28 protein-coding genes are annotated in these 24,159 nt (G+C 54.2%); 10 read left to right on the top strand and 18 right to left on the bottom strand.

Annotated elements, in window-relative coordinates; translation table 11 throughout:
- Nucleotides 1–17 precede the first annotated feature (17 nt).
- Nucleotides 18–851, top strand: coding sequence for a Sir2 family NAD+-dependent deacetylase (cobB, locus tag KTJ90_RS11955; RefSeq protein WP_003849841.1), 834 nt, complete (start codon nt 18–20; stop codon nt 849–851).
- A 479-nt stretch (nt 852–1,330) separates the two neighbouring features.
- Nucleotides 1,331–2,560: a peptidase T gene (gene pepT / locus KTJ90_RS11950; protein WP_039661035.1), complete on the top strand. Its 1,230-nt coding sequence runs from the start codon at nt 1,331–1,333 to the stop codon at nt 2,558–2,560.
- A gap of 70 nt (nt 2,561–2,630) precedes the next feature.
- Here pepT and KTJ90_RS11945 read toward each other — a convergent pair whose 3' ends face one another.
- The 8 genes from KTJ90_RS11945 to rluE form a co-directional block, all read right to left on the bottom strand.
- Nucleotides 2,631–3,758, bottom strand: coding sequence for a ribosomal protein uL16 3-hydroxylase (locus KTJ90_RS11945; protein ID WP_008925944.1), 1,128 nt, complete (start codon nt 3,756–3,758; stop codon nt 2,631–2,633).
- A 57-nt stretch (nt 3,759–3,815) separates the two neighbouring features.
- The gene (gene phoQ, locus KTJ90_RS11940; RefSeq protein WP_003849837.1) at nt 3,816–5,276 is read right to left on the bottom strand and encodes a two-component system sensor histidine kinase PhoQ; all 1,461 of its coding nucleotides are present in this window, start codon (nt 5,274–5,276) and stop codon (nt 3,816–3,818) included.
- A 2-nt stretch (nt 5,277–5,278) separates the two neighbouring features.
- Nucleotides 5,279–5,947, bottom strand: coding sequence for a two-component system response regulator PhoP (gene phoP / locus KTJ90_RS11935; protein ID WP_003849836.1), 669 nt, complete (start codon nt 5,945–5,947; stop codon nt 5,279–5,281).
- Between the two features lie 104 nt (nt 5,948–6,051).
- Complete coding sequence (gene purB / locus KTJ90_RS11930; protein ID WP_003849835.1) at nt 6,052–7,422, bottom strand: adenylosuccinate lyase; 1,371 nt, start codon at nt 7,420–7,422, stop codon at nt 6,052–6,054.
- 43 nt (nt 7,423–7,465) lie between these two features.
- Nucleotides 7,466–8,107: a high frequency lysogenization protein HflD gene (hflD, locus tag KTJ90_RS11925; protein ID WP_008925946.1), complete on the bottom strand. Its 642-nt coding sequence runs from the start codon at nt 8,105–8,107 to the stop codon at nt 7,466–7,468.
- 42 nt (nt 8,108–8,149) lie between these two features.
- A complete protein-coding gene (mnmA, locus tag KTJ90_RS11920; RefSeq protein ID WP_003849832.1) occupies nt 8,150–9,262 on the bottom strand; it encodes a tRNA 2-thiouridine(34) synthase MnmA in 1,113 nt (370 codons plus the stop codon).
- Nucleotides 9,263–9,304: 42 nt separating this feature from the next.
- Complete coding sequence (locus KTJ90_RS11915; protein ID WP_003849831.1) at nt 9,305–9,778, bottom strand: NUDIX domain-containing protein; 474 nt, start codon at nt 9,776–9,778, stop codon at nt 9,305–9,307.
- Nucleotides 9,779–9,822: 44 nt separating this feature from the next.
- Entirely contained in the window at nt 9,823–10,485 is a 663-nt protein-coding gene (gene rluE / locus KTJ90_RS11910) for a 23S rRNA pseudouridine(2457) synthase RluE (protein WP_219848843.1), read from the bottom strand.
- Nucleotides 10,486–10,589: 104 nt separating this feature from the next.
- Between rluE and icd the strand changes: the two genes are divergently transcribed.
- Nucleotides 10,590–11,840 (top strand): NADP-dependent isocitrate dehydrogenase, encoded by a 1,251-nt coding sequence (gene icd / locus KTJ90_RS11905; protein WP_008925947.1) that lies wholly within the window; start codon nt 10,590–10,592, stop codon nt 11,838–11,840.
- Nucleotides 11,841–12,560: 720 nt separating this feature from the next.
- The gene (locus KTJ90_RS11900; protein ID WP_039661036.1) at nt 12,561–13,571 is read left to right on the top strand and encodes a glycosyltransferase family 9 protein; all 1,011 of its coding nucleotides are present in this window, start codon (nt 12,561–12,563) and stop codon (nt 13,569–13,571) included.
- On the opposite strand, the gene KTJ90_RS11895 is transcribed toward KTJ90_RS11900, so the two are convergent.
- The 4 genes from KTJ90_RS11895 to KTJ90_RS11880 all read right to left on the bottom strand — a co-directional run bounded on the left by KTJ90_RS11895 (nt 13,568) and on the right by KTJ90_RS11880 (nt 15,874).
- Complete coding sequence (locus KTJ90_RS11895) at nt 13,568–13,894, bottom strand: DUF1493 family protein (protein WP_283543298.1); 327 nt, start codon at nt 13,892–13,894, stop codon at nt 13,568–13,570. The genes KTJ90_RS11900 and KTJ90_RS11895 overlap by 4 nt on opposite strands.
- Entirely contained in the window at nt 13,894–14,955 is a 1,062-nt protein-coding gene (locus KTJ90_RS11890) for a glycosyltransferase family 9 protein (protein ID WP_286866267.1), read from the bottom strand. The genes KTJ90_RS11895 and KTJ90_RS11890 overlap by 1 nt, the downstream gene beginning before the upstream one ends.
- A 335-nt stretch (nt 14,956–15,290) precedes the next feature.
- Nucleotides 15,291–15,461, bottom strand: coding sequence for a hypothetical protein (locus KTJ90_RS11885; protein WP_003851420.1), 171 nt, complete (start codon nt 15,459–15,461; stop codon nt 15,291–15,293).
- 164 nt (nt 15,462–15,625) lie between these two features.
- On the bottom strand, nt 15,626–15,874 hold the full coding sequence (locus KTJ90_RS11880; protein ID WP_003851418.1) for an ElaB/YgaM/YqjD family protein: 249 nt from the start codon (nt 15,872–15,874) through the stop codon (nt 15,626–15,628).
- A gap of 187 nt (nt 15,875–16,061) precedes the next feature.
- Between KTJ90_RS11880 and KTJ90_RS11875 the strand changes: the two genes are divergently transcribed.
- A complete protein-coding gene (locus KTJ90_RS11875) occupies nt 16,062–16,274 on the top strand; it encodes a DUF2767 family protein (RefSeq protein ID WP_008925950.1) in 213 nt (70 codons plus the stop codon).
- A 15-nt stretch (nt 16,275–16,289) separates the two neighbouring features.
- Here the strand turns inward: KTJ90_RS11875 and KTJ90_RS11870 are convergent, their stop codons facing one another.
- The 3 genes from KTJ90_RS11870 to KTJ90_RS11860 form a co-directional block, all read right to left on the bottom strand.
- Nucleotides 16,290–17,300 carry a Ppx/GppA phosphatase family protein gene (locus KTJ90_RS11870; protein WP_105099307.1) on the bottom strand — a complete coding sequence of 337 codons (1,011 nt, stop codon included), beginning with the start codon at nt 17,298–17,300 and terminating at the stop codon, nt 16,290–16,292.
- Nucleotides 17,301–17,323: 23 nt separating this feature from the next.
- Complete coding sequence (locus KTJ90_RS11865; protein WP_105099306.1) at nt 17,324–17,881, bottom strand: hypothetical protein; 558 nt, start codon at nt 17,879–17,881, stop codon at nt 17,324–17,326.
- Nucleotides 17,882–17,942: 61 nt separating this feature from the next.
- Nucleotides 17,943–18,272 carry a hypothetical protein gene (locus KTJ90_RS11860; protein ID WP_033762441.1) on the bottom strand — a complete coding sequence of 110 codons (330 nt, stop codon included), beginning with the start codon at nt 18,270–18,272 and terminating at the stop codon, nt 17,943–17,945.
- A gap of 214 nt (nt 18,273–18,486) precedes the next feature.
- Between KTJ90_RS11860 and KTJ90_RS11855 the strand changes: the two genes are divergently transcribed.
- From KTJ90_RS11855 to KTJ90_RS11845, 3 genes are all read left to right on the top strand, one after another.
- The gene (locus KTJ90_RS11855; protein ID WP_003851407.1) at nt 18,487–18,666 is read left to right on the top strand and encodes a hypothetical protein; all 180 of its coding nucleotides are present in this window, start codon (nt 18,487–18,489) and stop codon (nt 18,664–18,666) included.
- Nucleotides 18,667–18,850: 184 nt separating this feature from the next.
- On the top strand, nt 18,851–19,234 hold the full coding sequence (locus tag KTJ90_RS11850; RefSeq protein ID WP_003851405.1) for a hypothetical protein: 384 nt from the start codon (nt 18,851–18,853) through the stop codon (nt 19,232–19,234).
- 16 nt (nt 19,235–19,250) lie between these two features.
- Entirely contained in the window at nt 19,251–19,664 is a 414-nt protein-coding gene (locus KTJ90_RS11845) for a GNAT family N-acetyltransferase (protein ID WP_003851403.1), read from the top strand.
- Here the strand turns inward: KTJ90_RS11845 and KTJ90_RS11840 are convergent, their stop codons facing one another.
- Both KTJ90_RS11840 and ldcA read right to left on the bottom strand, forming a co-directional pair.
- Entirely contained in the window at nt 19,665–20,327 is a 663-nt protein-coding gene (locus KTJ90_RS11840; RefSeq protein ID WP_105099305.1) for an MBL fold metallo-hydrolase, read from the bottom strand.
- A 22-nt stretch (nt 20,328–20,349) separates the two neighbouring features.
- Entirely contained in the window at nt 20,350–21,273 is a 924-nt protein-coding gene (gene ldcA / locus KTJ90_RS11835) for a muramoyltetrapeptide carboxypeptidase (protein WP_181162219.1), read from the bottom strand.
- A 164-nt stretch (nt 21,274–21,437) separates the two neighbouring features.
- Between ldcA and emtA the strand changes: the two genes are divergently transcribed.
- Nucleotides 21,438–22,067, top strand: a complete 630-nt coding sequence (gene emtA, locus KTJ90_RS11830; RefSeq protein WP_003851398.1) for a membrane-bound lytic murein transglycosylase EmtA — start codon at nt 21,438–21,440, stop codon at nt 22,065–22,067.
- A 10-nt stretch (nt 22,068–22,077) separates the two neighbouring features.
- Here the strand turns inward: emtA and KTJ90_RS11825 are convergent, their stop codons facing one another.
- Nucleotides 22,078–23,034, bottom strand: a complete 957-nt coding sequence (locus KTJ90_RS11825) for a sugar-binding transcriptional regulator (protein ID WP_003851396.1) — start codon at nt 23,032–23,034, stop codon at nt 22,078–22,080.
- Nucleotides 23,035–23,216: 182 nt separating this feature from the next.
- Here KTJ90_RS11825 and KTJ90_RS11820 point away from each other — a divergent pair, with 182 nt between their 5' ends.
- Nucleotides 23,217–24,158: a D-ribose ABC transporter substrate-binding protein gene (locus tag KTJ90_RS11820; protein WP_499024722.1), complete on the top strand. Its 942-nt coding sequence runs from the start codon at nt 23,217–23,219 to the stop codon at nt 24,156–24,158.
- Nucleotide 24,159 lies beyond the last annotated feature (1 nt).

Genomic DNA, 24,159 nt, shown 5'->3' with positions numbered 1-24,159 from the left:
CTACGCCAGGAGATTTTATGCGTACACCACGTCGCCGCATACGACTTGCCCGCCTGAAGAAAACCCGGAGAAAAGTGCATCAGCGCTTTCGCCAGCGCATTTTTGAGCGCGATCGTCAGGCCGAACTTGCCGCCCATCCTCAGCCGCATGTTGTGGTGCTGACCGGCGCAGGCATTTCAGCGGAGTCCGGCATCCGGACCTTCCGCGCGGCTGACGGCCTGTGGGAAGAGCACCACGTGGAAGATGTTGCAACGCCTGAAGGCTTCAGGCGCGATCCTGCGCTGGTGCAGCGCTTCTATAATGCGCGCCGCCAGCAGTTACAGGAGGCGGAGATTCAGCCCAATGCCGCTCATCTGGCGCTGGCAGAACTGGAGCAGGTATTAGGCGACAATTTCCTGCTGGTCACGCAAAACATCGACAATCTGCATGAGCGAGCCGGAAACAGTCGGGTGCTGCACATGCACGGTGAGCTGTTAAAAGTGCGCTGTGTCACCAGCGGTCAGGTGATTGAGTGGACCGGTGATATCACGCCGGACGATCGCTGCACCTGTTGCCAGTTCCCCTCTGCACTACGGCCGCATGTGGTGTGGTTTGGCGAAATGCCGTTGGGCATGGAGCAGATTTATCAGGCGCTGGAACAGGCGGACTACTTTATTGCTATCGGCACTTCAGGCCACGTTTATCCGGCCGCAGGTTTTGTCCATGAAGCCAAAATCCAGGGCGCGCATACCGTTGAGCTGAATCTGGAACCGAGCCAGGTGGGCAACGAATTTGCCGAGCGGCACTATGGTCTGGCGAGCGAAGTGGTGCCGGAGTTTGTGCATAAGCTGCTGCGCGGGCTTTATAAGTAAGCGGGGCGGCTATAACCGCACCCGAGGTTACAGGCAAAATCTGGCCCGATTAGTGGTGAGATCCAGCCTGCACCGGGAACACGGTCAGATCGGAAAGCCGCAAAACCGTCATCCATAACTGCCTGGCCCGCACGATGACGCACCTCATCCCTGAGGTGCGCCCGTAAACAGGCCGACGCTTACGTTATTCAAAACGCGCCCGGATTTTTGTCCCAGCCACGGGACGCTTTTCTCCTCTGACCCTGTAACCGTTGTGTTGAGTCTGCACGCTGCGGTGATTTTCTCGCCGGGTCAAACCGCCTCTTTGTTATTAACATTGCGAGGTTTGCTGCAACAATCTTGTAATAAGGCGTTTATTTCGGGCTTATTGCTTTCCCAAAGGTTATCGACAGCGCTAACCTGTCTCCAGATGATTTTACGCAACGTTATAACCGCCGGGTCTGTGAATAATATCGGACGGCACTTTTAAAGGATGGGCTATGGAACAGTTACTTGAGCGCTTTTTAAGTTATGTGGCAGTTGAGACGCAGGCTAAGCCGCAGGCTCGTCAGGTCCCCAGCAGTGAAGGGCAGTGGACGCTGGCGCGTCAGCTTCAGGAAGAGCTGCTGGCGCTGGGTTTTGTCGATGTCACCCTAAGCGATCACTGCTGCGTCATGGGCACACTGCCCGCCAATGTCGACTGGCCGACGCCGGTCATCGGTTTTATCTCACACATGGATACATCGCCTGACTTTACGGCAAAACATGTGAACCCCCAGATTATCGAAAATTATCGCGGCGGAGACATTGCCCTGGGTAATGGCAACGAGATTCTCTCGCCGGTGATGTTCCCGGTGCTGCACAAGCTGATTGGACACACGCTCATTACCACCGATGGCAAAACCCTGCTGGGTGCGGACGATAAAGCGGGTATTGCCGAGATCATGACGGCGATGGCGCACCTGGCAAAAAGCGACACGCCGCACGGTGCGATCCGCGTCGCCTTTACGCCCGATGAAGAGATTGGTCGTGGCACCTCACATTTTGATGTGGACGCGTTCGCGGCTGACTGGGCATACACCATTGATGGCAGCGATCTGGGCGAGTTCGAGTATGAGAACTTCAATGCCGCCTCCGCCACCGTCAAAATTGTCGGTAATAACGTGCACCCGGGCTCCGCAAAAGGCGTGATGGTCAATGCGCTGGAGCTGGCAAATCAGTTCCATGCTGCCGTTCCGGCCAGTGAAAAACCGCAATATACCGACGGCTATGAGGGCTTCTATCATCTGCATCAGATCAAAGGCAGTGTAGAACACGCTGAGATGCTCTATATCATTCGTGACTTCGAAACAGAGAGTTTTGAACAGCGTAAACAGACGCTGCTGCAGATTGCAGCGGAGATTAACAAAACGTTGCACCCGGACTGCTCCGTCACGGTTGAGATCACTAACAGCTATCGCAACATGCGTGAAAAGGTCGAGCCGTTCCCGCACATTATCGACCTGGCTTTACAGGCGATGCGTGACTGTGACATTGAACCGGTGGTGAAACCGATTCGCGGTGGTACAGATGGCTCGTCACTGTCGTGGAAAGGGTTGCCTTGCCCGAATATTTTTACCGGCGGCTATAACTATCACGGCAAGCATGAATTCGCCTCGCTGAATATCATGGCGAAGTCGGTGGAAGTGATTGTGCGTCTGTCAGAGCTGGCAGCGCAGAAGAAGAGTTAAATAAAAAGGCTCTCTGCCACAAGGGTCAGAGAGCCTGATTCAGCAGCAGCGCCCGATAGCGCTGTATTGATTATTCGTCGTCGCCAAAGAACCAGTAACCGGCATTCACCAGACCGGCGATCTGCGCCAGTACGGCGGGATCATCCAGCGCATCACCCAGATCGTCGAGTGTGATGCGATAGTGATTTGCCAGTACTGCCATCACATCGGGGCGTGAACACTCAACCCGCTCGCCGTTAATATAAACCGCGTCGCCAAGGGTCAGAACACGCAGGCCACCTAACCGACTCAGGGTATCACCCTGTTGCAGGGCATCATAAATTTCGTCAGGCTGATAAGGCGGTTCCGGCGGCGCGACGTCGAGTTCGTGACGCGACTGCGAAATAAATTCGCCAAACCACTGCTCAAAATGCTCTGGCTGATTGACCACATCCAGCATCAGCTGACGAACGCCTTCAATCTCCTGCGGCAGGATCTGTGATGGACAGTCGCGAGAAGGCACATCCGGATCGCTAAAGCGCAGGCTGCCCAGCTCATTGGCCAGCGCGTAATCAGCAAAGCCGCTAATTAACTCCCGGCCGCTTGGAGCGCGGAAACCCACGGAGTAGTTCAGGGCGTTTTCCAGTGAGTAACCTTCGTGCGGGAATCCTGGCGGGATGTAGAGAATATCGCCCGGTTCCATTTCTTCATCGATGATGGCATCGAACGGTTCAACCTGCAGCAGATCCGGGTGCGGGCAGTGCTGCTTCATCGGCACTTTCTCACCAACGCGCCAGCGACGGCGACCGGTACCCTGAATGATAAATACATCATACTGATCGAAATGGGGGCCGACACCGCCGCCAGGCACGGCAAAAGATACCATCAGGTCATCGACGCGCCAGTCAGGCAGGAAACGGAAAGGGCGCATCAGCGCGGCAGAAGGCTCATGCCAGTGATTGACCGCCTGGACCAGCAGCGACCAGTTGTTCTCTCCCAGATGATCGTAGCTCTCGAACGGGCCGTGGCTGACCTGCCATTTGCCATCCTGATGACTGACGAGGCGGCTGTCCACCTCGTTTTCCATCGCCAGACCAGCAAGTTCATCCGGTGAAAGAGGATCGACAAAGTTTTTAAAACCACGCTTCAGCACTACCGGGCGTTTCTGCCAGTAGCGCTGAATAAAATCGGGCCAGTTAATATCGAGCTGATAGTCCATAAAAGGGTTCCGCTTAGGGCTGTAAATGCCAGCAAGTATAACAGCCCTGAGGGTTTTCTACTCGCGGCGATGTTCGACTTCCTGGCGCTGAAAGACTACTTCCATGCGTGTTCCGCCAAGTGCGCTGCTGGAGGCAATCACGTTGCCTTCATACTGCTCCAGAATGTCGCGCACCACCGCCAGACCCAGCCCCTGACCGGGACGCAGGGTATCGGCGCGCTGACCCCGGACGAAGACTAAATCACGCTTGCTTTCAGGAATGCCCGGACCATCATCGTCGATATAGAGATGCAGTGCATTTTCGCTCTGATAAGCGCTGACTTCGATAAACTCCAGGCAGTACTTGCAGGCGTTATCCAGCACGTTGCCCAGCACTTCCATAAAATCATTCTGGTCGCCCACAAAGGTCAGCTCCGGGGATATATCCAGCGAAATCGCCACACCCTTGCGCTGATAGACTTTATTCAGCGCCGAACAGAGGCTGTCGAGCAAACCGGACACGGAATGGATGTCGCGCTGCAAGGGGTTGTGGTCGGCCTGCATACTGGCGCGATGCAGATAATATCCGACCTGCTGCGAGATACGGCTGATCTGCTCCAGCATGACCGGCTCAGCCTGCTCTATTGTCAGCTCTTTGCCGTTTCGCAGCGACCGCAGGGTGCTCTGTAAGACGGCCAGCGGGGTTTTCAGGCTGTGGGTCAGATCCGAAAGCGTGGTGCGATAGCGGGTATAACGCTGCCGCTCATTCGTCAGTAACAGATTGAGGTTGCGCACCAGACTGCGCAGCTCCTGCGGTGGATTATCTGCCAGGTTCTCGCGCTGACTGGTCTCCAGTTCACGCACCTGCTGTGTCAGCGCGCCAATCGGCCGCAGACTCCAGTGCGCCGCCAGCCACAACAGCGGAATAATCAGTATCAGGTTGGCCGCCAGCACATAGCTGAACCATGACCAGACCACATCAGAATGCTGCAGCTCCTGCGGGATCGAATCGACGACCACGATGGTGAGCGCAGGGAGATTGGTGGTGGCATCGTAACGGTTAACAGCAACTGAGTGGGTAAAGGTGTCGTTGCTGTCCGTGTCCCAGTCGTTGAGCCGCTGCTTAGCATTTACGTTATTGCCCATCGCCACCATGCTGGTGCGGTTGCTGGTATCAATCTCGTAAAAGTCGGGCTTCAGCAGCCATTCACGACGGATTTTTTTGCGGATCTCAGGCACATCGCGTTGCTGCCACAGCAGCTTACCGTGCTCATCGTAAATGAACACCAGTGTCGGGAAATTGAGTGTCATCCGTTCCGGCTGGGCGATGGTGAGCGTGTTGTCATGCCATTGCGCCAGCGTAAAGAACAGATTGCTCTCGCCGCGCATGACGCGGTAGGTGTTTTTATCGAAACTCACCACATAGCCAATCACGGCGACCATGCCGTAAGAGAGCGAGAGGAAGAGAACTATTGCTGCAGACGCCAGCAGAAAGCGGGCGCGCAGCGAGATAGGGCGATAACGGTTAAACCAGGACATGGTCAGAGATCAAAGCGGTAACCCTGGCCACGGACAGTGGCGATGACGTCGGTTGGGTGCAACGCCAGAATTTTTTTGCGCAGACGCCCCATCAGAACATCGATGGTGTGGCTTTCACGCAGTTCAGCGTCAGGATAAAGCTGCAGCATCAGCGAGTCTTTACTGACCACTTTGCCCGCGTTACGGATCAGCGTCTCGACAATGGTGTATTCAAAGGCGGTAAGCTTCACCGGCTCTTCATTGACCGTGAGTTCACGGCGCGAGAGATCCACCTGAAACGGTGCCATATCGATGATCTGCGACGCATGCCCACTGTTACGGCGCATCAGCGCCTGCAGACGTGCCGCGACCTCTTCAATGTGAAACGGCTTGGTGACGTAGTCATCCGCTCCGGCTTCCAGCGCTTCCACTTTCGCCTGCCAGCCTTCGCGGGCGGTTAGCACCAGAATCGGCTGACGCACGGCATCACTGCGCCAGCGGCGAATCAGCGACATGCCATCTTCATCCGGCAGGCCGAGATCGACCAGTGCGATATCGGGCAGATGTTCGCGAAGAAAATAGTCGGCTTCTTTGGCGTCTTCGGCGGCATCGACCTGATGGCCCATGTCACGTAACTGGACGGCGAGATGATGGCGCAGCAGGGCATTGTCTTCAACAACCAGAACACGCATAGAAATTCCTTACACTCTGTTTGAGTCAACCTGCAGAAAGTATACGCGAAATGTATTAAACAAGATGTTAACGCAGACCGGACGGGGCCGGTCTGCGGCGGGTATTATTTCAGATCGTCAACCATCTGAATAGCGCGGCCAATATAGTTTGCTGGCGTCATCTGCTTAAGACGGACTTTTTCTTCTTCTGGCAACGCCAGACTGTCGATAAACGCCTGCATACCAGCGGCATCCACGCGTTTACCACGCGTCAGCTCTTTCAACTTCTCATAAGGTTTTTCAATACCGTAACGGCGCATCACCGTCTGAATCGGTTCTGCCAGCACTTCCCAGTTGTGGTCCAGCTCATCCAGCAGGCGGTCACGGTTCACTTCCAGCTTCGAGATGCCTTTCAGGGTGGCCTGATAGGCGATCAGCGCATAACCGACGCCCACACCGAGGTTACGCAGCACGGTGGAGTCGGTCAGATCGCGCTGCCAGCGTGAAACCGGCAGCTTGCTGGCCAGATGCTGCATTACGGCATTCGCCAGACCCAGATTGCCTTCCGAGTTTTCGAAGTCGATAGGGTTCACTTTATGCGGCATGGTGGATGAACCAATCTCGCCCGCAATGGTTTTCTGTTTAAAATGGTTCAGTGCCACATAGCCCCAGATATCGCGATCGAAATCGATCAGGATGGTGTTAAAGCGGGCGATACAGTCGAACATCTCAGCGATATAGTCGTGCGGCTCAATCTGCGTGGTGTAGGGGTTCCACGTGATCCCCAGCGAGGTGACAAAGTTCTCGCTCAGTTCATGCCAGTCCACTTCCGGATAGGCGGCAATGTGGGCATTGTAGTTACCGACCGCGCCGTTGATTTTGCCCAGCACCTCGATCTGCTTCAGCTGACGTAACTGACGCTCCAGACGGTAAGCCACGTTAGCCATCTCTTTACCCATGGTCGACGGCGTGGCTGGCTGGCCGTGGGTGCGGGAGAGCAGCGGGATATCACGGTATTCGCTGGCAAGGCCTTTGACAGCGCTGATCAGCTGCTGCCAGTAGGGCAGGATGACGTCACGACGGGCGGTTTCCAGCATCAGCGCGTGCGACAGATTGTTAATATCTTCTGAAGTGCAGGCGAAGTGGATAAATTCAGAAACGGCGTGCAGGGCAGGCAGATCGGCGACTTTCTCTTTCAGGAAATACTCTACCGCTTTCACATCGTGGTTAGTGGTGCGCTCGATAGCTTTAATGCGTGCCGCATCATCTTCAGAAAAACCGGCGACAATCGCATCAAGGAAAGCGTTTGCGTCGGCATCAAATGCAGGAACTTCCTTGATCTCTGCGGTCCCGGCCAGTTTTTGTAACCAGCGAACTTCAACCTCAACGCGGAATTTCAGCAAACCGTATTCGCTGAAAATCGCACGCAGCGGGCTGACTTTATCGCCGTAACGACCATCGACAGGTGAAACGGCGGTCAGAGAGGATAATTCCATCAGTGCAACTCCTGAATCATTTAGCGTGTTTTGCCGCACCGACTTAGTAAGTCAGTGGCAGCCGGGATAAGAGGGTTTTTGCTTCACGCAGCAAACGCTGACGCGAGAACATCAGTTGCAGTCGGCCACCACCGACCTGCTGCCACAAGACAGCCGCACGGATACCGGCTAACAGCGTGGCGCGCACTTTACTCTGCACCTGCGTATTCTGCAGCACCGCAGGCGAACCGGTAACCTGAATACGTGGGCCAAGCGGGCTGATCACATCTACATAGATGGCCGCCATCGCGCTCAGTATGGTGTCGGACTCAAGTTCATAATGCGCCAGCTGGCGATCCAGCTGTGTAATGCGCTGTGCCAGTGTGGCCATGGCGGATTTACTGGCGCTAAGCTTGCGCTCCAGCACCATCATGCTCAGGGTATAACGCGTCAGTTCTGCGCCTGCGCCCTGGCGACTGCTGCTGTTCAGCACCGCCATCAGGGTTTCGAGCCCGAGGCGCAGGTTGGCTTCATTGTTACCAAACACCGCCAGCGTGGAGCCAGGATTAAGGTCCAGCACGCTGCGCAGCGACACGGTCAGCGCCTCTGGCTGGCAGTGACCCTGCTGAGCCAGCTGCTGCACCAGATGGGCGGACTGACAGATGCCCGCCAGCGCCAGCGTAATTTCCTGATAATTTTTCGCCACGGTTACTCCTGTTTACGCGTCATCAACGCGGGCTGTTCCCGCTTACTCCGCCACTAACGGCAGGCGCTGTTCGATAATACCGCCACCGAGGCAAACGTCACCAAGGTAAAACACCGCAGACTGACCCGGCGTGACCGCAGCGACGGGTTCATCGAAACGCACTTCAATGCGATCGTCGCCGTGTGGAATAATCTCACAGGGAATATCGGTCTGACGATAGCGGGTTTTCACAGTGCAGCGAAGCGGGGCTGTAATCGGCTGGCGATCAACCCAGTGCAGCTGCTGTGCAATCAGGCCTACGGACATCAGCCGCGGATGATCGCCGCCCTGGGCGACAATCAGGCGGTTACGTGCCACATCTTTGTCGACAACATACCAGGGATCATCTTTGCTCTCTTTCAGGCCGCCAATCCCCAGGCCTTTACGCTGTCCCAGAGTATGGTACATCAGCCCCTGATGTTCACCGACAATCTGGCCTTCCGTGGTTTCAATCTCGCCAGGCTGAGCGGGGAGATAGCGCGCCAGGAAGTCGCGGAATTTGCGTTCGCCGATAAAGCAGATGCCGGTCGAATCTTTCTTCTTCGCGGTGATCAGGTCCAGCTGTTCGGCAATGCGGCGCACTTCCGGTTTTTCCAGCTCGCCGACCGGGAACAGACTCTGGGCGATCTGCTGGTGGCTCAGCGTATAGAGGAAATAGCTCTGGTCTTTGTTGCCATCCAGACCGCGTAACAGCTGGCTCTGGCCGTCCACGTCATGGCGGCGCACGTAGTGACCTGTGGCGATGAAATCTGCGCCCAGGTCCTCTGCGGCGAACTCCAGGAACGCTTTGAATTTGATCTCTTTGTTGCAGAGAATATCGGGGTTAGGCGTGCGGCCCGCTTTGTACTCTTCGAGGAAATGCTCAAAGACGTTATCCCAGTATTCAGCCGCAAAGTTAACTTTGTGCAGCTTCATACCCAGCTTGTCGCAGACCGCTTGCGCATCCGCCAGATCGTCCGCGGCGGTACAATACTCCTCGCCATCGTCCTCCTCCCAGTTCTTCATGAACAGGCCTTCAACCTGGTAACCCTGCTGCTGCAGTAACCAGGCGGAAACGGAAGAATCGACGCCGCCGGACATACCGACGATCACTTTTTTCTGGCTGTTGTCAGACATGACACGCTCGCATTACGATAAAAAAACAGGCGGCGCATTCTATCATGCAGAAGGCAGGCGCGCACCCTCGTGAAACGGCCACTGGAACGGGCTGACAAGATGTAGCGGGTAGCGCGTGCCCTGTTGCCACAGCCGTACGCTTTCCGCAACCAGCGGCGAACGCAGGTTGGAGGCAGTGAGAATCTGCGCTGGCGGCAGCCACCAGCAACAATCGATGTCGCTGTCCTGCGGCTGGGTTGGTGCTTTCTCCGCCAGATCGACGCCAAATAAAAAACGCACAAAAGGCGTACTGTCGGGCGCGATCCACTGGTTTATTCCGATGAAATAGTGCATCGAAGCGGCGATGCCGGTCTCTTCATAGAGTTCACGTTCGGCAGCTTCCAGCAGCGTTTCATCCGCTTCGAGATGTCCGGCTGGCTGGTTCCAGGTGGCACGACCGTTAATCGTCTCTTCTACCACCAGCAGTTCACCTTCAGCCTGAACCAGACAGGCGACAGTAACATGAGGTTTAAACATCTCTTCTCCGCAATTGTTAACCTGAGGTTATAAAAGATAGAAGCTCAAGGCGCAATATTGCTGAGTTCGCGCCATGCACCGGGAGCCAGATCGTCGAGTGAATACTGTCCCATCGCGTAGCGAATTAACCGTAAGGTGGGGAAACCAATATGGGCTGTCATCCGGCGTACCTGACGATTACGGCCTTCATACAGTGTGACTTTCAGCCACTGCGTCGGGATATTTTTACGTTCGCGGATCGGCGGCTGACGTGGCCAAAGCCACTGAGGCTCAGGCACTTTCTCTATGCCAGCGGGCAGGGTCATGCCATCTTTAAGATTAACCCCATCCCGCAGCGGCTGCAGATCCGCCTCCTGTGGCTCGCCTTCTACCTGCACATAATAGACCTTGCCGGTCCGTTTACCGGGCTGCGTCAGCGCGGCCTGCAGCGCGCCGTCGTTGGTCAGCACCATCAAACCTTCACTGTCGCGATCGAGGCGGCCTGCGGCATAGACTTCTGCGACGCTGACAAAATCTTTCAGGGTGCGGCGACCTGCTTCATCGGTGAATTGTGGCAGCACGTCGAACGGTTTGTTAAACAAAATCACACGGCGCGGCATCGCAGGGCGAGCAGGGGGGCGTCGCGCATCACGCGTCGGGCGGCTGAATCGTTTATCCTGGTGAATTCGTTGAGTTGTTTTTCGCATGGGCTTTGCAGTCAGAGACAATCGGCGCATTATAACGTGAAATTGCGGTGATTGGCGTGGCCGAAATATTCAAGTAGTATTGACGCGCATCTTACAAATCATTAACAAACGCCCAGGAGAGGTTAATGGAAAGCAAAGTAGTTGTTCCGGCGGAAGGTCAGAAAATCACCCTGAATCAGGGCAAGCTTACCGTGCCAAACAATCCAGTCATTCCTTACATTGAGGGTGACGGTATCGGTGTTGATGTTTCCCCGGTCATGCTGAAAGTCGTCGACGCGGCGGTGAAGAAAGCCTACAACGGCGAGCGTAAAATCTCCTGGATGGAGATTTACACCGGTGAGAAGTCAGTTGAACTCTACGGCCAGGACGTCTGGCTGCCACAGGAAACGCTCGACTTAATCAAAGAATATCGCGTGGCCATCAAAGGCCCACTGACCACCCCGGTCGGCGGCGGTATTCGTTCACTGAACGTGGCACTGCGTCAGGAGCTTGACCTCTACGTCTGCCTGCGTCCTGTACGTTACTACAAAGGCACGCCAAGCCCGGTTAAACGCCCTGAAGAGACCGACATGGTGATCTTCCGTGAAAACTCCGAAGATATCTATGCGGGTATCGAGTGGAAAGCGGGCTCTGCCGAAGCGGACAAAGTGATCAAGTTCCTGCGCGAAGAGATGGGCGTGAAGAAAATTCGCTTCCCTGAGCAGTGCGGTATCGGCGTTAAGCCGTGTTCAGAAGCGGGTACCAAACGTCTGGTACGCGCGGCAGTAGAATACACCATCACCAACGATCGTGATTCACTGACCCTGGTTCACAAGGGCAACATCATGAAGTTCACCGAAGGCTCTTTCAAAGACTGGGGATACCAGTTAGTGAAAGAAGAGTTCGGCGGCGAACTGATCGACGGCGGCCCGTGGATGAAGTTTAAGAACCCGAACACCGGCAAAGAGATCATCGTTAAAGATGTGATTGCTGATGCGTTCCTGCAACAGATCCTGCTGCGTCCGGCAGAATATGATGTTATCGCCTGTATGAACCTGAACGGTGACTACATCTCTGACGCCCTGGCGGCGCAGGTTGGCGGTATCGGTATCGCCCCAGGCGCGAACATCGGTGACGAATGTGCACTGTTCGAAGCAACCCACGGTACAGCACCTAAGTATGCTGGTCAGGATAAAGTGAACCCAGGTTCAGTCATTCTGTCAGCGGAAATGATGCTGCGTCACATGGAGTGGTTCGAAGCGGCTGACCTGATTGTTAAAGGTGTTGAAGGCGCTATCGCTAACAAAACCGTGACTTACGATTTCGAACGCCTGATGGATGGCGCTAAACTGCTGAAATGTTCAGAGTTTGGTGACGCGATCATCGAAAATATGTAATGTCTGCCTGAGCCAGCATAGCGTTCAACGCTGTGCTGGTTTTTTTGTTTCTGCTTTCACCCCTCGCGCTTTCTTCCGCATCATTTTTAGTCATAACAGATTCAGCAGACGCACGCTTTAAAGACGCAGAAAACCCAACGACATTTATTGCTTTCGCACCGCATGCTGCAGGTGTCTTTTCAGGTAAGTGTGTGGATGAATCATTTATCGCTGCGTATCACGGTAATATTTCTATACGTTCCTCTGCCTGATTACACGGTAAAAGAAACACCGCGATCGTCAATCTTCCCTCCAGCATCATCTGAATAATGATTAATGAAATAGCGTACTCAGAGAAAAGTTTTCAGAACGTTAAATAGTTAATGACGCTGAATATCTTTCGCCTTTTTTCTGCTCAGGTTTTGCCGGCGTTATAAGTGGGTAATTAATTCATAGTCATGAAGTCATGTCTGAAAAAATTCATTGCGTGTTTGTCGGCATTGAGTTTTGAAGTGTTATTTACTTTTTCAATCAACAGTCCGGCTAATGAATCAGTCAGAGAACGGGATTTTAAAATGGCCAACGTCTTTCCAGAATATCGTGACTATTGAACCAACCTCAATCTGCGCTGACTAATTTGCTGACTTGTGCCGTTACGTTAACGCGTTCAGAACGTTGAATGGGCAAGTCTTACTTTAATTCAGCCAGTACGGCGTAGCCTGTGCGCAGAGGATGTCAGATATGCGGGTTTTAATTATTTGTCGGGATAATATTGGCGACACGTTACTGACCACGCCGCTCATTAGTGCGCTGGCGCAATCTGGCCAGCATCAGGTCGATGTGCTGACCAACAATTACGCTGCGCCCGTGTTGCAGCATAATCCCGATATCCGGCAGCTCTTCTTTTACACCAAGCTGCATCACCGCGAGGCAGGGCAGAGCCGGCTGGCTTGTGTTTTACAGCGACTGAAGCTGATGCTGACCCTGAAAAAGCAACGTTATGACGCTGTGATTCTGGCAAAAAGCCGCTGGGATCAGCACGGTATGAAGTGGGTTAAAACGGTGCGGCCCACCAGAGTGATTGCTTTAGGTGAACAGTCGCATCCGCTAATTACCGATCTGTTGCCCCCGCCGGGCAAGTCTCCGTGTCATATCAGCGAAACCCTGTTCAGTCTGGGGCGGCCCTTCAGTCTCAGCGCCATAGCGCCGGGCAAACTGACGCTGTTGCCGGATACGGCAATTGCCGCCAGCCTGCGTGATACCTGTGCGATTGATTCCACTGTGCCGGTCTATGCCTTACAGATCAGCGCCCGTAAGCCGAGCCAGCAGTGGGAAGCCACCCGATTTGCCGAACTGGCTGAAAAGATTGCAACGCGGCATGCCTGTCAGATTATGCTGCTGTGGTCACCCGGCAGTCGCGATAATCCGCGTCATCCAGGTGATGACGAAAAAGCACATGAAATTATGGCGCTCTGCCCGCACCTGCCGATCAAGGCGGTGTCAACCACCAGCCTGCCGCAGCTGATTGCAGCCATGTCGTTGTGTCAGGGGCTGGTGAGCAGTGATGGTGGGGCAATGCACATGGGTGCCGCGCTGGGATTACCGGTGGTGGCGCTGTTTGGCGACAGCGATCCGGCGTGCTGGCATCCGTGGCAGGTTAACTATCAGGTTCTGCAACCAGCGTCACGTGAGGTCAACGCGCTGAGCAGTCGCGAAGTTTATGACGCCTTCGTCCAGACCATTATTCCCTAATCATTTTCAGGCCAGTGTCCCTGTCTGGCCGCTTCACACAGCATGGCAACGGTTAATGGACAATATGTGCCTGCGCTGAACCACCGGTCAGGCAGGAAGCGCCGCGGGGCAGAGGCCGGAAAATAGCGCGCTTCATTGTAGTGCTCTGCGCTGACGCCAAAAGTGCTAAAGAAATCGCTCATCAGAAGGGCAAACTCTACCTCATTCAGCGGTAATTGCTGCAGATGAAAATTTCTCCGATCCACTTTCCGGAACCAGCCCAGCGTGGTTGGCTGATTGTGATACTCAATCAGCGCAACAATGGCTTGAGAAAAATCGTTCATTAACCCACCAGCTTAGCCACGGCCTGCCCGACCTCTTCGACCCTGATATTTGCCATCGGATGCTGTGACGCCGTTTTATCCGGGCGATGAATGATAATGTGGCGATCGCTGTCCTGGCAGGGGCCGGTATAGCGAGGATTGGCGGTTGAGAACAGGCTAACCGTTGGCGTCTGCGCTGCTACGGCGATGTGCAGTGGACCGGTATCACCGGTGACCAGCAGGTCCAGTGTGCGAATCAGGTTAATCAACCCACTGAGATTAGTTTTCCCTGCCATGGATGTAACATTCTTACGGTATTCCAGCGGCAGGCTTTCGATAAATTCCCGCTCCAGCGGTTGTTCAGCGGCGGTACCCGTAATGATAATCTCAGTGTCGGGCCAGCGTTCCAGCAGGGTCATTGCCAGCTGCTGGAAAGAGGCCAGCGGCCAGCGGCGAATATCTTTCGATGCGCCCAACTGAAAACCGATACGGCGATGGTTAGCTTTAGGGGGCAGGCTGCTATTCGTCTCGGGCAGATGCATCCGGGTCTGCTCTGTCTCTGCACCCAGGGCTTCAATCAGTTTCAGCTTACGCTTGATGGTATGGTCGTCAAAATAGCCTGAATAGTGATCCAGATATTTATTTAACACCGGCGACTCGCTGCCATAATGGTCGCGCACAATGACCTTACTGCCCGTCAGTACTGAACTCATAATATCGTAGGGGAAATGGGCGTGTAATATGACTGAGAGGTCAGGTTTGTGGCGACGCAGTTTGAAAAACAGCGGCAGGAAATTCGCAATTTTGTTATCCCATATATAGATCCTGTCAAACCAATCATAACGGCTGACAAGGTCTTTATTTTTCTTGCTGGAGACCAGGACAAATTTGCTCTCAGGATAGTGCTTTTTCAGGCTACAGATAGCCGGGGTGTTCATCAGGAAATCCCCCAGCGCCGTCGTGGAGTAGATCACCACCGTATCGGGCGTCAGCGTCTTAAGGTCCTGAGGTTTTTTTCTGGTGGAAAATCGAGAATAAAGCGTTAAAAGTCGGTCTATCAGATAAATCTTTTTTTTCTTCACGTCAGAATTCTCTTGAACTTAATAATGTTATTAAAATGAAAATATTATGGAGTGTTAGAGATTGACGCTACAGATAAAGTTCATTAATACGAAATGTTTTTCTGAGTCGTTGAATTTTCGTTTGAACTTTGGCCGATTTTTTTACTTAAATAAAAATGCAATTTAATTATTTGTAATTAAATTGAAATTTTCTGGGAAGTTTTATTAATGAATTAGGCAGGTTTTAATTTCAGGCAGGACTACTAGCAGATTAATCATTAGCGAAGATATTTTATGTGATTGAGTGAGAGTACAACGCCATGAATGAACCCCGGCATAGGTGCCGGGGCTGGGAATTATGACTGAGGCTGCCCCACGGGTCCGGCGCCCAGCGTACCGCCCGGTGAAGACTGACCGCTTGGCGCATGAGGACGGCCATCCGCTTTAATCGCGTCACTCCTCTGTGAGCAGCCCGCCAGAGAGGTAAACGTCGCTGCAACCAGCAGCAGAGCAGAAAGTGTTTTCATAAGGTCACCTTGATGTTGTCAGAAACAGAACGTAACTCAACGCTGAGTCTCCCGGCACGCTGACCTGAAAAGGTTTATCTTTCAGATATATCTCAGCTGGCGAGACGCGTCGGAGCAAAAAAAACGGAAGCGCGCGGCTTCCGTTCTGTTGGCGTTCAGTGGGTTTACTTGCGGCCCAGCAGGAAGCCGATAAATACGCCAACGCCTGCAGCAACGGCCAGACCGGCGACAGGATTAGACTGAACCTGATCGCGGATAGTTTCAGCAGCGTCGCGGGCAGCATAGGTTGCCTGGTTGGTGTAACGGCGTGCTGCGCCTTTAGCCTGATGCTCAGATGAACCGGTTGCTGCACCCCATTGTTCCTGAACTGCGCCAGCGGCTTCTTTTACTTTATCTTCGATTTTTCCTGACATTTATTGCTCCTTGGTTATGAGTGAGACCCTCAAAGCGTAGCAAAGATAGTGAATTCTGCTCTTCCGGCGGGAGATTTAGGGCTAAGAAATCATTTCTGGCTGTTAATGGCGTGGTGTTTGCGGGCCAGCCATTTCCTGTCTGGCCTTTGAAAAGGCGGCACAGGAAGCCACAGCCGGAGGAGAAGCGATGAAACGTGATACACTGAATGATGATGACTATGAAGAAGTCTGCCGGGTGATTGGCGATGCGGTGATTGTGCTGATGGAGCGCGGTCATGACACCCGCCGTGGCGAAATCTATGACCTGCTAAAACGTACGCGCCAGCAGCGCGCCCATAGTGAACGGGATGAACAGCGGAGGCTGGATCATGCCATCCGGCTGGTCAAACCCGACGTATAGCGGGGGAGCGCCGCGCTACTGCAGCAGCACGCCCTGAATCAGGCTGGCCTCAACAAGGGTGACCTGATCTATTTTCAGCGCCTGCATAAACCCTTCCACCAGTAACAGATTGCTGACGTCGGTGGCGCGGTAGTCACCCGACAGTTCACTGTCCCCTTTCCAGACCTGTTGCTGCGAAAGCTGCTGTAATTCCGTCAGCGTATAGCGATGGGGTTTTCCCGGTAACTGATTGCGGATCGAAAAACCGTGTACGCCTCCAATGCCAATGACCCGACGACCCGCCACATCCTGTTTAATCTGCGGGCTGACCTCATTCGTCGCGTAAAACTGCACAAAGCGCAGCACCGACGGCCGCCAGGAGCCAATCGGGTTAGGGGAGCTGACCTGCGGGCTATTCTTCAGCACCGTCAGAATAAAGTTCTTTAACGTTACCGAGGCCAGCTTACCCTGATAGATATCGGCTACCAGCTTGCCGGACTGCTGTCGCCAGGCTGTCATCTGCATCGACCCGCCGCCAATATCCCAGACCAGTAACTGCTCATCACGGATTGCCGGATCGTTAAGCGCGGCTTTAGCGGAAAGGAAACCGAGTTTCGCTTCCTGCTCTTGCGAGATGATGTTGATTTCCGCACCGGTCTGACGCTGCAACTGTTCAATGACTGCCTGACCGTTACTGGCGTTGCGGAACACCGCCGTGGCGACGCCGCTGATTCGCTGTGGATGAAAGCGCTTTGCGTGCGCAACAAGCTGCTGCAGTGCGGCTACGCCTTCCTGTGTTATCGCCGGATTGAGCTGGTTATCTGCTGAATGCGCTAATGCATCGTTCCAGGCAACAGCGCGCTGATCCTGATACAGCACTTTTTCAATGCGTAGCTGGCAGACGTTGACGCGTGCAACCGCAACTTTCGTGGTGCCAGAACCGATATCCAGGCCGGCGCGAATTTGCTGGCAACGATCGGCCTGGGCAGCGGCGGCAAAAAACAGCGAGCAGACGAGTGTAAAAGCAGACAGCGCAGCAGAACGCATAGCGACTCCGGAAGCAAAGGGGATCAGCGTGAACGAGCGGCAACGCAGGCCGGATAGACGCTCACCAGAAAATGACGGAGATGATCAAAACACCATTCGGCGTCATCCGCCTCAGGACAATAGAACTGAATAGTGATTTTTTCGTAATCGCGCTGACGCTGGCGCAGCGGTGACCAGCTCCAGTCGAGTACAGAACGGGCATAATTGACCAGGCTCTCTGCGGGCATCTGATGCTGCTTCTCCTGCCCGGCCAGATAACGGTAGAAGCTCGCCTCCAGCTGCAATGCCTCCTCGTGCCCGTGTTGCGGAAGATCGGGTCGAAAGGCCACATCGATAAAACCGCAGATAGCATCAGCCTGCTGCTGCCAGTCACAAGCCAGCGTCATAAACAGCCCTTCCTGCAGATTGATCTCTTCGACCAGCCGCCGAAGATTTACTGAGCGGTTCAGCACCGCGATCTCCTCAAGCCGACCGGTTTCCAGCGTCAAATCAAAACCACACGGATTCACTGAGCCATCTGCGTTGCGGGTGGCGGGGAAGGGGAAGTCAATATAACCGTTGTTATCCAGACGCTTTTCCATCGGAGGGACCTGCTGCTTGACGTTTCCTGACAATAAACGATCTGGCAGCAGGATTCATCCCCTATGGACAGGTCCAGGTGATTTGGGTGTCCTGATAAGGATTAATCAGGCGGAACTGCTTATCTGACAAGCGTTGCGCATAGTAGCCTTCAGGCGTAATGGCGGAGGGAACATATTTAAATCGATCCAGCGACTGCAGCGGACCACTCTTCACGCTGACATTCTCACGGGTCACCGTGAAGCTGTTAACCAGGTCAAAAATCACGCCCTGAGTTTCCCCCATCGACTGACCATAAATTGTCGAGACCTCACCTGGGCACTCCACCCCTTTCGGGCCAGATGAACATCCAGTCATCATCGTGATGAGGATAAACATGCTTAGTCGCATCATGATTTTCTACCTGCTTCAATCCCTGGGCGTTTTATGACACCGCGTCTTTCCTGCGGCGCCACTAATGACTTAATCATAGCAGTTTCCACTACGCTTTCTGTTTGAGATTTGTTTAATCGTTAAGCAACAGGAATGTAAAAGGGTGACTTTGCTTATCAATAAACGTTATTCTTGGCTCCTTTGCGCACCACTTAGGCAAATCCAGGGATAAATGATGAAAGAAGAAGAAGCAAGTCTAATGATTATTCGCCATGCAGTTGACCAGCTTGAAGCCGATAAGAAGCAACAAGTGATCGCCTGCTCAGCGGATATTCGTGCAGCAATGCAGGCTTACGATAGCGAGAATGCGGGGCTGGCGCTGATGTTAGTGGCGGCCGAGGTGGCGGCTGAATAATCCTTATCCGGCCAGTATGGCTGCCTGTCTGACTGGCCGGATTACTTTATCTTTTCTCAACTTTCAGCTTTTTGCGCACACCGATTCCATTTTTTAATGGTCTTGGTGTCAATCCCTCATTACCCTCCTGCGATCGTTAATATGTTAAGCTAAAAATTCTTAGTAAAATCAGCGGAGACACAGCATGAAGGCAGCGTTAATTGCCCTGGGCCTGCTGGCCTGTCACATTGCACCCGCCTGGAGCGAAACCGAATTTCAGCTTAACTGCCCTGGCAGGGCGACCATGACCGTTTCACGTGCTGAATATGGTTTAACCACCCTCATGTGGCCAGAAAATCATTTCCAGATTGCGGCCGGTCAGCAGCGTACCCGTCTGGAAGCGGGCGATAAGGTGGCGATTACCCGATTTCGCAACGGCGATCAGCTGATTGTAAACCAGCGCACTCAAGCCAGTTTCTTTGTCTATCACGACAGCGATAAACTGCTGCCCTGTAGCCGCACCGAAAAACGCGATGTGGATGCGCTGAGCCTGGAGCGCTATGACGATCGTCAGCGTTCCGACAGTTAACCGCCCTGGAGCCACTATGCAACCTGAGATTACCGATAACGTCACCGCGCAGGACCTGGATGAAGTCAGACTGGGTCTGACTGCGTTCAACAGCAAATATATTAATACTGATGAGATCAGGTCGATCGGCGTGTTTATTCGTGATGACCAGGGCAGAAAGCTGGCCGGGCTGACCGGATCAACCGCCGGAAACTGGCTGCGGATTGATATGCTGTGGGTGAGTGAGGCGCTACGCGGGCAGGGGGCGGGCAGCAAGCTGATGCAGGCGGCAGAGCAGGAGGCGCGGGATCGCGGCTGTCGTTTTGCGCAGGTGGATACCGCCAGTTTTCAGGCGCGACCGTTTTATGAAAAGCTCGGCTATACGCTGCGCTTCAGTCTGGATAACTATCCACGGCATCACCAGCGCCACTATCTGACGAAAGCCCTGTAATCAAAACAAGGGTTGCTGACGCAAATCCAGCGGATTCTGTTCAGCCTCATCAATCGCCGCCAGCCAGCTCTGCAGCGTGACCTTTTTCCAGGAGAGATGTCCACGCGTAGTGCTCATCAGCACCACGTCAGGACGCAGCGATCGATAAAACTCCAGCGTTTGACTCAGCTCAGCCAGATTACTGTCCGGCACCAGCACCGTGACCCACTGATCATGAGAACGTGTCACGTTGTCGCCGACAAACAGATAGGTCAGCCCCAGCGGCGAGGTATAGAGATAACTGCAACTGCCTGGTGTGTGTCCTGGCGTTGACAGTAATTGAAAATCCCCGAAGTGCGTCTCGTGCTGTGAAAAGGTGTCGTCAGGTTCAGCAAAACGGCTTATCGCTCCCAGCGACCGGCTATGGCAGTAAAGCGCGCTACTAAAGCGTTGCTGAATCACCGCCGCGCCGGGCGCAGATTCGTGCCAGTGGGTCAGATAGTGGCGGATGACGCCGCCGCTATCGGCGATGACTTCATGATCAAGCGGGTTTTCTACACGGCCAATCAGCAGATTGCCGCGCGGGTGACGCAGCATAAAGCCATGCATCATCAGGTCGTTAACGGCATCTTCCACCGGAAATTCCGGGGTCGAGATCCACAAATCGTCATACAACGGCTTCAATGTCGATCTCCTGAAACGTACTTTATTCCCGCAGGACGGGGTGGCCGGTTGCCTGTAAATGGGCGTGGCCCTGACTGACCGCTAATCGTGCGCGGGTACCCAGCGGCAGTGTGACGGTGTCAGCAGCATGACCAAAATCTAATCCACTGATCACTGGCAAACCACTGATGTCACGCACGTGTTGCCAGACGGTCTCGAAATTAAACCCATTGTCATACTCTGACAGAGCCGTGCTGGTGAAGCTGCCTGTGACGATCGCCCGCTGGCGCGCCAGAATGCCGCTTTGCTGCAACTGAATGAGCATGCGCTCAATGCGGAACGGATGTTCATTCACATCTTCGATCACCAGAATGCCGTTCTCAATCTGTGGCATCCACGGCGTGCCAATCAGTGAGCAGATCATCGCCAGATTTCCGCCCCACAGCGTACCCTGCCATTCGCCCTGATCTGGCGTTTCACTCTGCCATTTCACCTCTACTGTAGGCGATGTTAGTGCCTGCCAGAAGTGGTGGAGGGTAAATTCAGATAAGGTCGCGGCGCCGAAATTACCCGCCAGCATGGGAGCGCTGAAGGTAATCAGGCCGACCTGCGCCAGTAACGCCAGCTGAATCACGGTGAAGTCGCTGTGGCCACACAGCGCTACTGGCTGATTCATCAGACGGCGCTGCAGGCCGATGTAGTCGATGAATTCCAGTAACCGGCTGGCCCCATAACCGCCTCGCACTGCCAGCACGATATCGGGCTGGGTGCTCAGGCTGGCAAGCTGATTGATATCCGCCAGGCGTTCTGCATCTGTTCCCGCAAAGCGCTGAAAACGGCGGGTGATCACCTGTTCGTTCTCTATCTGATGGCCCGCCGCACGCAGGCGCGCAATAGCCTGCTGCGCCGCAGGTTGGTTGTGACAGTAACCGGAGGGGGAGATAAGACGAACTGAACGTGAAATCATCATACTTTCCTGCTGTTGGCGGCTGACTAACGGCGATGATGGCGAAAAGCCTCGCTGAAGTCACGGTACGCGCCGCATTTTAGTGCATTTAGGATAAACGGTAATTTTGCTCTCAGGCTGCCTGGGTATGATAGCATTCGCCACAACAGCTACGAGACGAAAAATTGCTGAAAATCCGACACCTTATACTCCCGGCGTTACTCCTGACCGGCTGTGCCAGCGAGCCACCGCATCAGGTCGTTAAGCAACGCAACACGCCATTAACTCAGGCACCCCCGTCCAGCGTCAATGGGACCTGGGCAATGTTTACCGAAGATGCCGCCAGTCATTATGGCGTTGATGAGAAGTTGATCAGCGCCATTATCAGTGTCGAGTCGGGAGGAAATCCGGGCGTGGTGAGCCGTTCTAATGCGGTGGGTCTCATGCAGATTAAAGCGTCAACTGCCGGGCGCGAGGTCTATCGCACACTGGGCCGTCGTGGTCAGCCATCGAATGCTGAGTTGCGCGATCCGGCCAAAAATATTGATATCGGCACCGCCTACATCCGTATTCTGCAGAATTCAGCACTGTCAGGCATTCGTGATCCGCTGACACTGCGTTATGCCACCATCGTCTCTTATGCCAACGGTGCAGGGGCGTTGCTGAGGACGTTTTCCAGCGATCGCGATCGGGCCATTGCGATGATTAATTCCATGTCCCCGGATGAGTTTTATCAGCACGTACAGAAAAAGCATCCGGCGGCGCAGGCACCGCGCTATCTCTGGAAAGTGACCACAGCCTACCGCACAATCTGATGGCGTGTGATTACTCCTGCGGCGTGAGCAGTAGTCGCGCCGTGGGATAATCGATAATCAGCACCTTAATGTAACCTCCCAGCAACGCTCCCCGAATCGCCTGCGCTTTTTCCCGTCCGCCTGCCAGCCCCACGACCTGCGGGCACTGTTTAACCTGCGCCAGTTCCATCCCAATCACCGGATCTTCCTCGGCTTTCAGCACCGGCTGACCACAGGCATCAAAGTAGTGCAGGCAGATATCGCCTACTGCGCCGCGCGCTGCCAGCGTCTGCAGCATGTTGCCATCGTAGTAGTTGCCGGAGTTGCGCAGCAGTGCTGACGGCTCCAGGTCGCCAATACCGACAATCGCCAGGTCTACCTGATCAAATTTACTCAGGACTTCGGCGACCTCTGCGTTGGCTGATAGTCGCTGACGATCGGTGACCGAATGCTCAATTGACTGCGACGGCAACAGCCAGGCGGGGCAGTTCAGCAGCGCCGCCAGATTCTGCGTCAGAATGGTGGCCTGTACGTTGCCGTTAGCCCCAACGCCGCCCAGCAGCTGAATCACCCCTTTACAGGCGCTGTTAAGCGGATGCAGCGCATCTACCATCGCCCGGATAGTGCCGCTCCATGACGAAATGCCAATCAGTTCATCATTACGCAACCGGGTCTCCAGATAGTGAGCAGCCGCCGATCCAATCGCCTGTTTAATCTGTAGCGACGACGCCTGCTCGGGCACATCCACCACAATCGCCTGCGGCAGGTTATAGGTCTGTTCAATGGCCTTTTCCAGCTCCGGATAGACGTTGGCCGGTGGCACCACACTGATCTTGACCACACCTTCTTTCACGCTGCGATTAAGTATGCGTGAGACAAACGACTGCGATAAGGTCAGTGACTGCGCAATGTCGGACTGCTTCATCCCTTCGACATAGTAAAGCGTGGCAATCTTCACCATCAGTCGTTGTTCATCCTGTTTTGCCATCGGTTTTCCCTCTCTGAATCTGCCCGGTATTGTTAACCAGGATGATCAAAATCACAACGCAGGCTAATTTGTGATCGTTTTCGCTTTTTAAAGATCGCGCATTGGACGGCGTGTCCGCGCAGGCGCATAGTCATTATGCATATAAAATCGCATGTGAATATATATTCAAGCGGAGAATAATAATGACTCGTCCTCTGATTAAACTGACCCTGCTGGCTTCAATGATCGCTTTTTCTGCAACGGCGCTGGCGGCGGAGCAAGGCCTGCTGGCGATTATCACCCCATCCCATGACAACCCTTTCTTTAAAGCCGAGGCGGAAGGCGCTCTGGCCAAAGCTAAAGAGCTGGGTTACGCCACGCTGGTGGCGTCCCATGACGATGATGTTAATAAGCAAAACCAGCTGATTGAGACCGCAATTGCACGAAAAGCCAAAGCGATCATTCTGGACAACGCCGGTGCGGACGCCACCGTCGGGCCGGTGCAGAAAGCCAAAGATGCCGGCATCCCGGTTTTCCTGATTGACCGTGAAATTAATAAAACCGGCATCGCCGTGGCGCAGATCGTCTCCAATAACTATCAGGGCGCGCAGCTGGGTGCAGAGAAATTTGCCAAATTGCTGGGCGGCAAAGGGGACTACATTGAACTGCTCGGCAAGGAGTCGGATACCAATGCGGGCGTGCGGTCGCAGGGTTATCACGATGTACTGGATGATTATACCGACATGAAAATGGTGGCGCAGCAGAGCGCCAACTGGAGTCAGACCGAAGCCTTCAGCCGCATGGAAACCCTGCTGCAAAAACACCCCAACATCGTGGGCGTGATTTCCGGCAACGACACCATGGCACTGGGCGCAGAAGCGGCGATGAAAGCCGCGGGAAAAACATCGGTGATCGTGGTGGGCTTCGACGGCAGTGACTACACCCGCGATTCTATCCTCAACAAAGGCAATATCAAAGCGACGGTGCTGCAGCCGGGCTGGGATCAGGCGCAGATGGCGGTCTCGCAGGCGGATTACTACCTGAAGAACGGCAAAGCGCAGAAGCAGGAGAAGCAGCTGATGGACTGCGTGCTGATTGACGAAAGCAACGCCGCGAAGCTGAAAAACTTCAACCTTGCGAAATAAT

Source organism: Pantoea jilinensis (genome assembly GCF_019104105.1).
GTDB classification, from domain to species: Bacteria; Pseudomonadota; Gammaproteobacteria; order Enterobacterales; family Enterobacteriaceae; genus Pantoea; species Pantoea eucalypti.
Note: the sequence above shows the minus strand (reverse complement) of the source record. Positions and strands in the feature narration are given on the sequence as shown.